The organism is Dactylosporangium cerinum (genome assembly GCF_042653625.1).
In the GTDB taxonomy this organism is placed as follows: domain Bacteria; phylum Actinomycetota; class Actinomycetes; order Mycobacteriales; family Micromonosporaceae; genus Dactylosporangium; species Dactylosporangium cerinum.
Genome location: NZ_JBHSIU010000130.1, coordinates 918,000 through 933,581 on the forward strand (window position 1 = coordinate 918,000; position 15,582 = coordinate 933,581).

The window sequence follows — 15,582 nt, forward strand, 5'->3', positions numbered from 1 at the left end:
GTTGCGTCGCGGCTGAATCGGCCTTACCGTTTGGCGGCGTGTCGATTCATTGATGGGGTTCACGGCGTCGTGTCACCCCGTACGAATCGCATGTCCGTGGGACGCGACAGATACATGTGGTCATTGATGACCGCCTTTTACGGGGAGTGCACATGTCTGGTCTGCGTGGTCGGGTGAGGGCGATGGCCCTGACCGCGACCCTGTTCGTGATAGCCGGCCTACAGGTCGCGGGAGCCGCATCGGCGGCCCCGGCCAAGCCGGAGACGTTGTCGGGTCAGCACGTGACGCCGATCCACGGCCGGGCGGTGGTGCCGCAGACCCGGCCCAATGACCTCTCGCAGGGCGCCGGTGCGCCGAAGGCAACCCCGGTGACGTGGCCCGCAGGCTCGGGCGAGGCCGCGGTGCCGACGGTGCGGAGCCTCGACGCGCAGACGTCGAAGACGGTCACCCGGACCCGCGTCGGCTCGCTGCCGGTGTGGGTGGGCGCGGCCGCCGGTGGCAAGGCCGCACGCGCCTCGAAGGTGCGCGTGAACGTGCACGATCGCGCCGCGGTCCCCTCGGGACTGCGCGCCGGCGTGGTTTTCGACGTGGTCCGGGCCGACGGCGAGTCGGCGGCCGGCGAGGCCGCGATCACGGTGGACTACGCCGGGTTCGCCAAGGCGTACGGCGGCGACTGGGCGTCGCGCCTGCGCCTGGTCGAGCTGCCGGCGTGCGCGCTGACCACGCCGGGCGAGGCCGCCTGCCGCGCGGTCCCGGTCGCCTCGCGCAACGACCCGGCGCAGCAGCAGGTCACCGCCGACGTGACGGTCCGCGGCACGAGCACGCTGATGGCCCTGACGGCCGGCTCCTCGGGCAGCGCGGGCGACTTCAAGGCCACCTCGCTGTCGGCGTCCTCGACGTGGACGGCGGGCAGCAACTCGGGCGCGTTCACCTGGAGCTACCCGATGACGACGCCGCCGTCGCTGGGCGGCCCGTCGCCGGCTGTGGCGCTGGCGTACTCGTCGGCGTCGGTCGACGGACACAGCGAGACGACGAACAACCAACCGTCGTGGGTGGGCGAGGGCTTCGAGTGGTGGCCCGGATACATCGAGCGGCGCTACAAGTCCTGCTCGGACGACAAGGGCAACGGCGCCAACAACACGAGCGACACCGGCGACCAGTGCTGGGGCACCGACAACGCCACCCTCTCGCTCAACAGCTCGTCGGGTGAGCTCGTCAAGGACGACACCACGGGCGTGTGGCGGCTGAAGAACGACGACAACACGACCATCGAGCGGCGGACGGACACGGTCAACGGCGACAACGACAACGAGTACTGGAAGGTCACCACCGCCAACGGCACCCAGTACTTCTTCGGTCGCAACCGGCTGCCCGGGTACACGGGCACCGCGCCGGCGGACAAGACCACCAGCTCGACGTGGACGGCGCCGGTGGCCGGCAACAACGCCAACGAGCCGTGCCACGCCGCGACGTTCACCGGCTCGTTCTGCAACCAGGCGTGGCGCTGGAACCTTGACTACGTCGTGGACCTGCACGGCAACACGATGTCGCTGTACTACGGCGCCGAGACCAACCTCTACGGCCGCAACAACAGCGCCACCGACGTCCAGTCCTACGTGCGCGGCGGCTACCTCGACCACATCGACTACGGCACCGACAACCGTTCCGGCACCGACACCGCGAACACCTCGACGGCCGCGCCGATGCGGGTCGTGTTCGACCCGCAGGACCGGTGCCTGTCGTCCTGCGCCACCCACGACGCCGCGCACTGGCCGGACACGCCGTGGGACCAGAGCTGCGCCGCGTCGCCCTGCACCGACAAGCTCGCACCGACGTTCTGGACGACCAAGCGTCTGGCCTCGGTGACGACGAAGGTGTGGAACGGCACGGGCTACAAGGACGTCGACCAGTGGGCGCTGACCCACAACTTCCCCGACCCTGGCGACGGCACCCGCGCGGGGCTGTGGCTCGAGTCCATCGTGCACACCGGCAAGGCGACCGGGCCGGCAGTCATCGGGGGTGCGATCGCGCTGCCGGAGACGAACTTCGACTGGGTGCAGATGCCCAACCGCGTCGACACCGTCACCGACGGCAAGTTCCCGATGAACTGGATGCGGATCTCGACCATCTGGACCGACACCGGTGCAAAGGTCGACGTTCGCTACACCGGGCCGGACTGCATCCCCGGCACCCGCATGCCCGCCTCGCCGCAGGCGAACAACCTGCGCTGCTACCCGGTCCTGGAGGAGCAGCCCAACAAGTCGATCAAGACCGAGTACTTCCACAAGTACCTGACCGACCGGGTCACCACCGCCGACCGGACCGGCAACAGCCCCGACGTCGTGACCTCCTACGAGTACGTCGGCGACCCGGCGTGGCGGCACACCGACGACGACGGCCTCACCAAGGACAACCTGCGCACGTGGTCGGACTTCCGCGGCTACTCGCAGGTCAACACGCGCGTCGGCGACCCGGGCAGCGGCTCGGAGACCCTCAGCGAGTCGACGTACTTCCGCGGCATGCACGGCGACCTCAACGGCTCCGGCAGCACCCGCACGGTCACCCTGGCGGCGGTCGACGGCAACGGTGACGGCGACACCGCGGACACGGCCGACGCGCCGGCGGTCAACGACGAGGACGTCTACTCGGGCCAGGTACGCCAGACGATGCTGTTCGACGGCGTCGAGACGGCCCCGCTGTCGCGGACGGTCAACGAGCCGTGGCAGTCGGCGGCCACCTCGACCCGCAACATGGGCCAGACCGTCGTCTACGCGCGGCACCAGGCGAACAAGACGACCTGGACCGGTACGAAGCTGGCCGCGGGCGGCTGGCGGGTCGTTCGCAGCGACGAGTCCGTCGACTCCTACGGCATGCAGACCGAGGTCGATGACCAGGGCGACGTGGCGGTCACTGGCGACGAGTCGTGCGCGCGCACCACCTACAACCGCAACACCGGCATCAACCTGCTGAACCCGGTCGGCCGGGTCGAGACGTACGCACTGCGCTGCTCGGCCAACCCGACCAGCAAAGACGACGTCATCTCCGACAGCCGGACCAGCTTCGACGGGCTTGCCTTCGGTGCCATGCCGACCAAGGGCGCGGTCACGGCCACAGAGGTCGCCATGGACTGGGTTTCGCCCGGTGGCTCGGTCTGGAAGCAGACCTCGACCTCGGTGTACGACGTCTACGGCCGCGCCACGGACGCCACCGACATCCGGGGCAACCACCAGACGACCGTCTACACGCCCAGCACCGGCGGGCCGGTGACCAAGGTCGAGACCACGACGGCGCTGGGCACCACCACCACGACCGTCGAGCCGTCCTGGGGCACCAAGACCGTGATCGTGGACCAGAACGGCAAGCGCACCGAGGGCACCCTCGACGCCCTGGGCCGGACCCGGCAGGTGTGGTCGCCCAACCGGCTCAAGTCCGCTTACCCGAACTCGCCGAGCACCACCTACGACTACACCATCCGCAACTCCGGCGGCGTCAACGCGGTCACCACCACCACGCTGAACGCGGCAACCGCCACCAACCCGCAGTACACCACCTCGTACCAGCTGTACGACGGGCTGCTGCGGTCCCGGCAGACGCAGGTGAAGTCGCAGGCCACCGGCAACGTCGGCACCGTGTTCACCGAGACGAAGTACGACGACAAGGGCCGCGTGGCGAGCGAGTCCAAGCACTACGACAACCTCGTGCAGCCCGGCACGACCCTGTCCACCATCGCTGACTGGCAGCCGAAGACGCAGACGGTCAGTCTTTACGACCGGGCCGGCCGGGTCACCGCGACGGTGGCCAAGTCCGTCGGCTCGGAACTGCACCGCACCACGAACATCTACGGCGGTGACCGGGTCAGCGTCATCCAGCCGACCGGGCGGGCCTCGATGACCGTGATCGACGGCCACGGCCGCACGGTGGAACTGCGGCAGTACCACGACGCCGCCTCCGTCGGCTCCAACACCCGCAGCACCTACGACCTGACCCAGTACCACTTCGACCGCAAGGGCAACCAGGACACGGTCACTGACAACGCCGGCAACGCCTGGACCTACACGTTCGACCTGCTCGGGCACCAGACCAAGGTCCACGACCCGGACAAGGGTGACGTCTTCACCACGTACAACACATACGGCGAGGCCGCCACGGTCAAGGACGACCGCAACGTGACCACGGTGTACGAGTACGACACGCTCGGCCGCAAGATCGGCCTGTACAACGGCTCGGTGGCGCCGGCGAACAAGCTCGCCACGTGGGCCTGGGACCCGGTCGGGTTCAAGGGCCAGCTCGCCTCCACCAGCCGCTGGCTCCCCAGCGGCGAGGAGTACAAGGTCAAGTTCCGCTCCTACACGCCGACCTACCAGGCCACCGGCGAGGACTACATCGTCCCGGCGTCGCTGGCGGGCGGGACGGCCACCACGTACACCGTGAGCCGTACCTACCGGGTCGACGGGTCGCCCGCGACCGTCACCTACCCGCCGGGCGGCGGTCTCAGCGCCGAGACCATCACGTACACCTACGACGCCGCGACAGGCCTGCCGGAGCAGTTGCAGACCAACAACGGCCAGGGCACGTACGTCAACAACACCGACTACACCGAGTACGGCGAGATGACGTTCGTGGAGTACAAGCAGGCATCGGGCAACTTCCTCCAACGCTCGTTCGCCTTCGACGACGTCACCCGCAACCTCAAGGACGCCGTCACCATCCGGCAGCTCGCGCCGCAGGCCGTCGACGACACGCACTACACGTACGACCAGGACGGCGGCATCATCAGCAAGGCGTCCGGCGCCGACAAGCAGTGCTTCGCCTACGACTACGCGGCCCGTCTGAGCGAGGCGTGGACCCCGTCCAACGGCGACTGCGACCCGGCAACCCGGTCCGCGTCCGCGCTCGGCGGCCCGGAACCCTACTGGCAGTCGTGGACGTTCGACGCTGCCGGCAGCCGCAAGACCGAGACCGCGCACACGGCGGCCGGGAACACGACCACCAACTACAACTATCCGGCGGCGGGCAGTGCCAAGCCGCACACGGTCAGCTCGATCACGACCGGGTCGACCACGCTCAACTACCAGTACGACAACCTCGGCAACACCACCTGCCGCCCGGCCGGCACCGGAGCCAACTCCTGCCCGACCGGCACCAGCAGTCAGGAGCTGAGCTGGGACGCCGAGGGTCGTCTCGCGACCGTGACCGGCAGCTCCGGCCTCAACACCTACACCTATGCCGCCAACGGCATCAGGCTGGCCGCCGAGGACCCGGCCAACATGACCCTGTTCCTCTCCAACATGGAGATCCGCCGGGTCAAGTCCAACGGTTCGGCGACCGCGAGCCGCCACTTCGACTGGGGTGGGCAGACGGTCGCCACGACCACCACCGGCGGCGCCGTGACGTGGTTGGTCAGCGACAACCAGAACACGCAGAGCGTTGCCGTGACCGCCGGCACCCAGGCGGTGACCGTCCGCCGACAGAACCCCTACGGCGCGCTGCGCGGCGCGTCGCCCGCCTGGCCGAACGGTAAGGGTTTCATCGGCGGCGATCGTGACGCCACCGGTCTGACCCACATCGGTGCCCGGGAGTACGACGCGGCCGCCGGCCGGTTTGTCTCCGTCGACCCAGCCTTCGTGCCGTCGGATCCGGCGAGCATGAACGGCTACGGGTACGCAAACAACACACCGGTGAGCTCGTCCGACCCCAGCGGCATGCGACCGGACAATGAGTGCACCGGCGCGTGCATGTCGAACTGGGCACAGGCAACCGCGGAGGGCCAGGCGAAGCTTCGCAACGATTTCTGGGACACCGTCAACGACGTCAAGAAGCCCTGCAACAAGAAGTGCGCCCTGGCCCGCAACTGGAAGTACGAACAGGCGAAGAAGGCCGCAGGGGCCATGAACCCGGTGGCCGGAGGCTGCGGCGTAGCCAAGTGCGACCGGTCCAAACTGCCCCTGGGGTGGACAGAGGTGCCCACCGGCGAAGAGGAGGTCCTGCCACCCATGTACCTCGAGGACATCGCGCTGACGATGCCCAAGAGCTACAACCGGGACACCACCGTGACGGTCAGCGAGTTGAAGGGGCAGTCGGCGAGCAAGGAGATGTCGGGGACCACCGAGGTCTCGCTTGCCGGCACGCTGGGTGGAGGAAGCGTTTCCTTCACGTACACCTACAACCAGCAGGAATCGTACGAGTGGTCGGTCGGCGCCGACATGGACGTCAAGGTGGGCGAGCAGATCTACGTCGTCCCGAAGGTCGAGGTGAAGTGGCAGGAGGTCAACATCGTCAAGAAGGTGAACGGCAAGCCTGTCGTGGTCGGAACGGCGATACGGATGAACGTGCGCTTCGTCGGCGACCGGACTTCCGTCCTCCCGGACACCAAGGCGCCCACTAACTACAACCAGAACAGCGTCGCGAACGGCGTCCTCGACCAGCTCGGGTAGCTGTGCACCGCCCGGAAGGTGCTTTGCGTGCCTTCCGGGCGGCGTAACGGACGTCCCACTGCAGTGACGTTCGAAGTCGATGGGTTCGGGTCGCTCCGGCATTGCCGGGGGCGGCCCGAAAACGCAGCTTCCCGGCGCTTTTCGGCCTGATAGCCGATTGAGGGCGAACGGAAAGCGGCGGAATTTACGGTCGGGCGTCAATTCTGAGCAAACGAGCGAAACGGGGATTCACCGTGATCGTGTCCAGATCCGGGCGCAGCGCGTGGACGAAGAGTTCCGTCGCGTTGACGGTGTTCGCCGGCGTGCTGGTGGCGGGCGGTGCGGCGGCTGCTCCGGCGTCGGCGGCGCCGGTCCCGGTGCCGTGCGTCGCCGAGCGGCCGGATGAGTGGTCCGCCGGTGCGGCGGCGAAGGCGTGCGCCGGCCGGGTGGAGGTGTCGGCGGGGCGCAGTGAGTACACGCAGGTGTTCGCGAACCCGGACGGGACGACGACGTTCACATCCAGCGCGGTCCCGGCCCGGGTGCGTCGCGCCGACAAGACGTGGACGCCGGTCGACACCAGCCTCCGCGCCCGCACCGATGGCTCGCTCGCGCCCGCCGCGTCGGTCGCGGACGTGGTGTTCTCCGCCGGCGGCAAGGGTCCGTTCGTCACCTACCGCGCGGCCGGGGCGACGCTGTCCCTGGCGCTGCCGGTGACGCTGCCGAGGCCGGTGATCGACGGGTCTTCCGCGGTGTACCGCGACGTGCTGCCCGACATCGACCTGCGCGCCACGGCCACCGCGACCGGGTTCACCCACGTCCTGGTCGTGAAGACCGCTGCCGCGGCGGCGAACCCGGACCTGGCCGGCATCCGGTACGACCTCGGCGGCGACACGCTCGCCCGCACCGGAGCCGGCGGTCGCGTCGCGTTCCGCGACACGACGGGTCGCACGGTCGCGGTCGCGTCCGAGGCGTCCATGTGGGACTCCACCGTCAACCCCGGCGCTGGCGGCGAGATCAAGGTCGACGCGGCGACCCTGTCGGCGTTGCGGCAGGCACCGGCGCCCGCGCTGGTGTCGACCGAACACGGCCCCGGCGTGACGGCCCGCTCCGCGCCCATCGCGGTCTCCGCCGCCGCTGACGGCCGCAGTATGCTGCTGCGCCCGGACATGGCGTTGCTGCGCAGCCCGACCGCCGTGTACCCGCTGTTCATCGACCCGCAGATCGGACCGGTGGAGACGCGGTGGGCGTACTCGCGGTCCCAGGACTCCGACTACGGCCCGTACGACAAGGCCCGCGTCGGCTACAACCCGCCGGAATTCGGCGGTGACGCCAAGCTGTACCGCGGCTTCTTCGAGTTCCCGACCACGTACGGCGGCCAGACCTACAAGGGCAAGCACGTCACCGCGGCGTCGTTCTCCATCGAGCTCTGGCATTCGTTCTCGTGCGCCGACACCTGGACGAGTCTGTTCCGCACCGCCGGCATCACCGTCGGCAACGCCGGGCGGATGAACTGGGGCACCAGGCCTCTCGGCGCGAACGCGACCTATCTGGGTTCGGCGCAGGGCCACGCGAACAAGGCCGGCGGCTGCGGCACCGGCCAGCCGGACATGCTCATGACGTTCGGCGGCAACGTCGCCATGCGCGACGACGTCCAGATCGCCGCCAACGGCAACTGGGACACCTACACCGTCGGGCTGTGCGCCTGCGACAGCAACGGCGCCAACGAGTCCGCCGGCGACCGGTGGAAGAAGTTCTACGTCGACTACCGCACCACCATGAGCGTCACCTACAACACCGTGCCCGGTGCGCCGGCGAACCTGTCACCGCACCAGGGTCAGGTCGCCTGCGGCGGCGTCATCGGCACCACCACCCCCACCCTGCAGGCTCAGCTCGTCGACGCCGACACCGCCGACACCCTGACCTCCGCCTTCGAGTGGCAGGAGCTGCCGTCCGGCACGGTGATGAGCGCGTTCGGCCCGACCAAGCCGGCCAACAACAACGCCGCGCTGCCGATCAACCTCGGCAGCGCGGCCGAAGGCAAGCAGTACCAGTTCCGGGTGCGGACCAACGACGGCACCGACTACTCGCCGTGGTCGCCGTGGTGCACGTTCAGGGTCAACACCACCGCGCCGCCCGCGCCGGTCGTGACGCCGACGGCGTCGGGATCGTCGCCCGTGTACACCGCCTGCGACCCGGGCAACATCGGCGCCTGCACGCCGAAGGGCGGGCCGGGCATCAGCGGCGGCTTCGTGTTCAAGGAACCCGCGGGCCCCGCCGGGCTGGACGTCGTCAAGTACGTCTACGGCTGGGACGCGCCGTCGGCCACGGCGACCGTGACGGCGGGCACCGCCACGGCGACCATCATGCTGACCCCGCCGCACTACGGCATCAACAAGCTGACCGTGTACAGCGTCGACACGGGCGGCCTGTCCAGCCCGACCACCGTCCACAACATCCTGGTCGCCGCGCCGTCGGTGCCGGCGGCGCACTGGCCCCTGGACAGCATCGACAACCACGGCTTCACCGACAGTGTCTCCGGATCGTCCCTGACCACCTCCGGCGTCACCTGGACGCCCGACGCCCGGTACATCGGCGCCGACGCGGCGACGTTCAACGGCACGGGCCAGGCCAGCCAGTCGGTGCCCGGGGTGAGCACCGCCGGTTCGTTCAGCATCGCGGTGTGGTCCCGGGCGACGCCGTCACTGTGCGCGTCCGGCATCGAGTACGGCGTCATGTCGATGGACGGGCCCTCGGGGAAGGCCAGCGCCTTCAAGCTCACCTTCGACTGCGTCAAACTGCGGTGGGAGTTCGACATCGTCGCCGACCCGGCCGCGAGCTCGCCGACGCTCACCAGCGTGTCGACGGCTGACGGCACCGCGGCGCCGGGCCGATGGACCCTGGTGGTCGTCTCGTACGACAAGGCACAGAACAAGATCAACACCTGGGTGGACGGCACGTTGGCCGACACCAGCACCCCGTCGAGCGGGTGGGTGTTGCAGCACGACGCGTCCCTGGGTGGGAGCGGCCCCATCGTCCTGGGCCGCTACCGCTCCTCCACCGGCACCGACGCGGGCCGCTTCAGCGGGCAGATCGCGGACGCCCGGATCTGGAGCCGGGCGCTGGTCGCCGAGGACATCACCGGTGCCAACGCCAACCCGGCAACCGGTGTCACCGCACAGACCGGCCTGACCCGTCCCCTCGAGGTCGGCTCGTGGCAGTTCCCCGACGGGGAGTGCTACTGCGGCGACACCCCGGACAGCTCGGTGTTCGGCCGCAAGGCGACGCTCACGCCGAACTGGACCCTCGACCCGTCCTGGAGCGGCGACCCGGCGACCACGCCGGCGTGGCTGACGAACGACTCCCACGACGGCAACGGCGGCGTCCAGCTCGACGGCACCGCCGGCTACGTCTCCACCCGCGACGACAAGGGCACCTGGGCCACCACCGACGACGTCGAGCGGCCGGTCCTGCGCACCGACCAGTCGGTCACGGTCACCGCCTGGGTCAAGCTCGACGCGATCAAGAGCACCGACCAGCAGGTCCTCAGCCAGAACAATGTCCACCTGTACAACCGCGGCGCGGATCACAAGTGGAGCCTCAACGTGCGCAAGCCCGACGGCTCCGGCGGCTACATCAGCATCGAGTCGCTCTCCGACGTCGTGGCCACGGCGGGGGAGTGGGTCCACCTCGCGGGCGTGTTCAACGCGGCGACCGGCGACGTGCAGCTCTACGTCAACGGCGTGCGGCAGGCGTCGACCGGCCACGGCTCGGCCGGCGTCGCACCGTCGCTCAGCCTCATGATCGGCACACGCTCGGCCACGAACCCCTCGCTCTTCGGCGGGGCCATCGACGAGGTCCACGCGTACCAGGGCATCCTCAACGACCGGGAGATCGCGAACAACTATACCGGCATCTGACCCTCCTCACCCCGAGCGCGCGGGCCCGCCGGAGCAACCGGCGGGCCCGCGCGTCACCGTTCGGCGCCGTGGTTCCGAACCATCCAGACACTCAGGTACATGCACGGCGTGGGCGGTTCCCTGCAGTCCGGCAGCGTCGGCGGCGTGATGTGGAACCTGGGCTTGTCGTCGTTGTGGCACCGCGCAATTCGAGGGTGTGGCCACGGTCGTTGCCGGACAACCAGGAACCGGCTCCCTCGCCCGAGGCAGCCCCGATGTCGATGAGGTCCAAGGTGCGCGGCGGGCGCCCTGGCTTTCTCCCTCATGTCCGGTAGGCGACACGCCTACCGGTATTTTGTCGCGCCCGCCGGCTGTCCTGCTTGCACCGGACACCAACCGGCGCCCACCCGCGCAGTAAGGGAGTTCCTCGATGCCCGCATCCGCCAAGCCCCCCACACCGCCGGTCCAGCCCGGCACCGTGGCCGACCCGTACCGCGCGTACAACTTCAAGCTCATCATCAGCAACGTGACCGAGGGCCACTTCACCGAGGTGGCCGGGCTCGGTGTCAAGGTCGAGCGGATCTCCTACCGGGAGGCCGGCAACAGCAGCGTCGTGCACGCCCTCCCCGGGCGGGTCACGTATCCGCCGGTGACGCTGCGCTTCGGCCTGACCAGCTCCCAGGACCTGTGGAACTGGCTGATGAGCGCCGTGGACGGCAACGTCAGCCGCCGCAACGTCTCCATCGTCATGCTCGACGCCGCCGGGGTCACCGAGGTCCTGCGTTGGAACCTGATCAACGCCTGGCCGCAGGAGTGGTACGGCGCGCCCCTGGACGCCATGAGCCGCGAAGTGGCCATTGAGACCCTGGTGCTCGCGCACGAGGGCCTGCAGCGGGAGGCCGGCGGTGGCAGCACGGCGGCTGCGTGACGCCGTCGGCGCCGGGGAACGGGTCGTGCCGGGGGCGCCGGCGCACTGGCTGCGGCTCGTCCGGCAGGGCGCGCCACACCTGCTGAGCGCGGATTCCGCGATCCGCCGGCTCACACCGGTGCGGCTGCGGTGGCCGGACCTGCCGGATGCCGCCCGCATCGCATGGGAGCCCGCACCGCACCGGCCCGCAACGGAAGCGCCGCTGCAGGAGGGCGCCCGGCCCGGAGGGCGTCGTACACCTGCCGTGGTGAAACGCGCAGCGCCGGAGCCGGCCGTCGAACCGGACCGCTGGCCGACCCTGCCCGACGACACCGTGCAGTGGCGGGTCACGTCCCGACCGGACGCCGACAACCAGATGCACCGGCTCGATGAGGAACAGCGAGGACTGCCATGGAACGCGTAGCGTTCATCGTCGACGCCACCGGCGAGCGGATCGACTGCCTGCTCAACCCCGAGACGTTTGACGTCAAACGACTCGCCGGGATCAGGGCCTCCGACACCGGCGACGACGCGGTGCGGTTCACCGGCGGGGGGCGCACCGAGCTGCTGCTGGACCTGCTGTTCGACGTCGCGCTGGCTGGGTCGCGCGTGCCGCCGCAGGACGTGCGGCACCTGACGGCGAAACTGTGGAACCTGGCGGAGAACGCCGCGGAGGAGCACGGCACGGCCCGTCCGCCGCTCGTGCGCCTGGTGTGGGGCCGGTCATGGAACGTGCCGGGGGTCATTTCCGCGATCGCCGAGCGGTTCGACGCCTTCGGGCCGACGGGCGTGCCCGGCCGGTCGTGGCTGCGGCTGAAACTGGTGCGGGTCGACGAGCCGGAGCACGCCCGCGCCGGCGCGGTGCAGACGCCCGGCACCGCGATCCGCTTCTTCCCCGCGCTCACCTCGGCCGGGTCGCTGTCCACGGTGGACGGTGACGCGGCGGTCCGGCAGGCCTTGCAGCTGCTGCTCGCCACCACGCCCGGCGAGCGGCTGATGCGCCCCCGGTACGGCTGCCACCTCAACCGGCTGCGGTCCGCCCCGAACAACCACACCACCGCCGGCCTGGCCGTGCACTACGTCCGGCAGGCGGTCCAGCGGTGGGAGCCGCGCGCGGAGATCGTGTCGCTGGACGCCGCCGCCGACCCGGACGTGGCGACCCGGCTCACCATCCAGCTGCGGTACCGGGTCCGCGCCACCAGCACCACCGCCGTCCTCGACATCCCGCTGGACCTCGGTCCCGCGGCCGACAGGAGCCCGTCATGACCCTGCCGATCCCCAACCTCGACGACCGCACGTTCGCCGACCTCGTCCGCGAGGCCCGCGACCGCATCGCCCGCACCTGCCCCGAGTGGACCGACCTGTCGGCGCACGACCCCGGCATCACCCTCATCGAGGCGTTCGCGCATCTCACCGAGGTCCTGCTGCACCGCGCGAACCGCGTGCCGGACAAGGCCTACCTCGAGTTCCTGAACCTGCTCGGCGTCACCCGGCGCGCGCCCGCGGCGGCGTGGACGGAACTGACGTTCACCCGCACCGGCGACGACCCGGGCCGCGTCACGATCCCGGCCGGCACCGCAGCCACCGCGCAGGGCGCCGACCCGCAGCCGGTGGTGTTTGTGACCACGGAGTCCGTGGTCCTCGGCGACGGGCAGGCCTCGGTCACCGTCCGGGCGCATCACTGCGAGCCGGTCGCCGCGGAACTGCTCGGGCTCGGCACCGGGCTGCCCGGGCAGGTGCTGCGCACCGCGCGGGCGCCGATCGCGACGACGACCGAGCCCTTCGATGTGGCACCAGACGTGACACTCGGCGTGCAGGTCCTCGCCGGGGAGGTCGCCGACGGCGTCTCGGTCCGGGAGCACGACGGCCGTTCGTTCGTCATCTGGCAGCCGGTCGCCGGTTTCGCCGGGCTCGGCCCCGACGCGCGGGTCTACCAGCTGGACCGCGGCACCGGCACGGTCACGTTCGCGCCGGCTCCAGACGCGGCCGGCACGGCGGTCGCCGCGGTGCCGGCCGAGGGACGGGAGGTGCGGGTGTGGTACCGCGTCGGCGGCGGCGCGGCCGGCAACGTCGCCGCGCACACCGTGACGGTGTTGCGCGACCCGGTGCCCGGGGTCCGGGTCGACAACGAGCAACCCGCGTCCGGCGGCCGCGACCTGGAGCCCGTCGACGCCGCGCTGACCCGCGGCCCGCAGGAGTTCTTCGCGCTGCGCCGGGCCGTGACCGCCCGCGACTTCGAGCTGCTCGCTACGGCCGCGTCGGCGGCGGTGTCCCGGGCGACCGCGTCCACCCGCAGCACCACGTGGTCCTTTGCCCAGCCCGGCGAGGTGGAGGTCGGCCTCGTGCCGCACGTCGGCGCCGAGTCACGACCCGGCTGGCGGCTGCCGGCGGCGCAGCTGCAGCAGGCGCAGCGCGAGGACGTGCGACTGCACACCCAGCAGGATCTCGACACCCGGCGGACCATCGGGACCAGGGTCGTGGCCGGGTGGGCGCGCTACAAGCCGGTCTCGGTCCGGGCCCGGGTCGTGATCGGCGAGCACGAGGACGTCGACGCGGTCCGCCAGCGGATCAACGACCGGCTGTACGCGACGATCAGCCCCTTGCCGACGCCCGCGACATCGACCGGCTGGTCGTTCGGCGAACCGCTGCGCGTCTCCAACGTCTACCGGATGCTGGAGTGCGCGGACCCCGGCGTGCGCTACGTCGAGGACGTCCGGTTCGTGGTCGACGAGGCTCCGAGCACCTCGGTGCGTTCGATGGTCGCCGACCGGTTCCAGGCCGGCACCTGGTACGCGGGCTGCGGCGAGGTCGTGTTCCGCTCCACCAACAGCGGCGCCGGCTGGGAACCGGCCGGGCGGTTCCCGCAGGAGGAGGTCCGCCGGGTGCTCGCCGCGCCGGCACCGGACCGGCCGGGGATCACCGCCCGCCCCGGCCTGGTCGCCGCGGCCACCCGCACCGCCGACGGCACCGGGGTCCTGTACGTGTCCCACGACCTCGGCGAGACCTGGACGCTGGTCGCGGCGCTGGATCCGGCGATCGCCGACATCGCCTGGGTGGACCGGGCCGGCGTCGCGACGCTGCTGTGCGCCACCGACACCGGCCTGTTCGAGGTGCCCGCCGAACCCGGCGCGGTGCCGCTGCAGGTCCTCGTGGACAAGAGCGACGCGGACCGCGGTTTCTACGGCGTCCGCTCGTTCGTCTCCGACCGCGGCAGCCGCGGCGTGGCCCTGGCCGCGCAGGCCAAGGACGGCGTGTACCTGTCCACCGACGGCGGCACGGCCGGCACGTTCAAGCACGTGGGGCTGCGCGGCGTCGACACCCGCACGATCGAGGTCCAGTACGACGGGCCGAACACGGTGCTGTGGATCGGCACCGGCGAGACCGACCCGAACCGGCCCGGCCAGGGTTGCCACCGGGCCCGGCCGTTCGAGGCGGACGTGCGCTGGGAGCAGCTCGCCGCCGGCTGGACCGGCGGCACCTGCTGGGACCTCGACTTCGCCGGCGGCGCGCTGCTGGCCGCCACGCAGGGCGCCGGGGTGCTGCGGCTGGACCCGGCCGCGGCGAGCCCGCAGTGGGAGGCGGCCAACGTCAACAGTGGCCTGCCGATGCGGGACCGGACCCGCTTCGAACCGGTCGTGTGCCTGGCCGCCGGGACCGCGGGCGGCACCGTCCTTGCCGGCGGGGCGCGCGGCGTGCACCGCAGCGACGACGCGAAGACATGGCGGTTCACCGCCGAACGGGAGACCCGCGAGCCGGTGACGATCCCGCCGACCTGGCTGCTCTGCTCCGGCGAGCACGACGTCGAGGTGGTGCGCGCAGATGCGACAGCAGGACATTGAGCGGCTGCTGCCGGCGGTCTACCAGGCCGCCGCGCAGCCCGGCAGCGTCCTCGCGGGGCTGCTGGACGTCATGGAGGGCATGCACGCGCCCATCGAGCGGCGCCTCGCCGCCGTGGACGACCTCTTCGCCGCGTACCGCACCCCGGAGGCGTTCCTGCCGTTCCTGCTGCGGTGCGTCGCGATGGACCACATCGGACGGTCGCTGCCGTCCGGCCGGCAGCGCGACCTCATCGCCCGGGCCGGCGAGCTGGCCCGCGGCCGCGGCACCGCGGGTGGCCTGTGCGCGCTGCTGGAGACGGTGACCGGCGTGGCCGGCTTCGCCGTCGAGGAGCCCGCCGACCGGCCGTTCCACGCCGTCGTGCGGGTCCCCGCCGCCGCCCGCGACCAGCTGCCGCTGATCCGGCTGGTGGTGCAGGAGGAGAAGCCCGCCGCCGTCACCGTCTCGATCCCCTGAAAGGAGCCGCTCCCGGAACGCGCGGAAAGGGCGCGGGAGCCTGTCCGCTCCCGCGCCCTGACTGTCAGCGTGC

Annotated in this window: 7 protein-coding genes; all 7 read left to right on the plus strand. The window is 71.0% G+C overall.

Annotated elements, in window-relative coordinates:
- Positions 1–182 precede the first annotated feature (182 nt).
- The 7 genes from ACFPIJ_RS62035 (at position 183) to ACFPIJ_RS62065 (ending at position 15,509) form a co-directional block, all read left to right on the plus strand.
- Positions 183–6,434, plus strand: a complete 6,252-nt coding sequence (locus ACFPIJ_RS62035; protein WP_380128938.1) for an RHS repeat domain-containing protein — start codon at positions 183–185, stop codon at positions 6,432–6,434.
- Between the two features lie 233 nt (positions 6,435–6,667).
- Entirely contained in the window at positions 6,668–10,330 is a 3,663-nt protein-coding gene (locus tag ACFPIJ_RS62040) for a LamG domain-containing protein (protein WP_380128939.1), read from the plus strand.
- A gap of 409 nt (positions 10,331–10,739) precedes the next feature.
- Positions 10,740–11,237 (plus strand): phage tail protein, encoded by a 498-nt coding sequence (locus ACFPIJ_RS62045; protein WP_380128940.1) that lies wholly within the window; start codon positions 10,740–10,742, stop codon positions 11,235–11,237.
- Entirely contained in the window at positions 11,215–11,640 is a 426-nt protein-coding gene (locus ACFPIJ_RS62050) for a hypothetical protein (RefSeq protein WP_380128941.1), read from the plus strand. Before ACFPIJ_RS62045 ends, ACFPIJ_RS62050 begins: the two co-directional genes overlap by 23 nt.
- Positions 11,628–12,482: a GPW/gp25 family protein gene (locus ACFPIJ_RS62055; RefSeq protein WP_380128942.1), complete on the plus strand. Its 855-nt coding sequence runs from the start codon at positions 11,628–11,630 to the stop codon at positions 12,480–12,482. The genes ACFPIJ_RS62050 and ACFPIJ_RS62055 overlap by 13 nt, the downstream gene beginning before the upstream one ends.
- A complete protein-coding gene (locus tag ACFPIJ_RS62060; protein ID WP_380128943.1) occupies positions 12,479–15,055 on the plus strand; it encodes a putative baseplate assembly protein in 2,577 nt (858 codons plus the stop codon). Before ACFPIJ_RS62055 ends, ACFPIJ_RS62060 begins: the two co-directional genes overlap by 4 nt.
- On the plus strand, positions 15,036–15,509 hold the full coding sequence (locus ACFPIJ_RS62065) for a phage tail protein (protein WP_380128944.1): 474 nt from the start codon (positions 15,036–15,038) through the stop codon (positions 15,507–15,509). Before ACFPIJ_RS62060 ends, ACFPIJ_RS62065 begins: the two co-directional genes overlap by 20 nt.
- Positions 15,510–15,582: the final 73 nt, after the last annotated feature.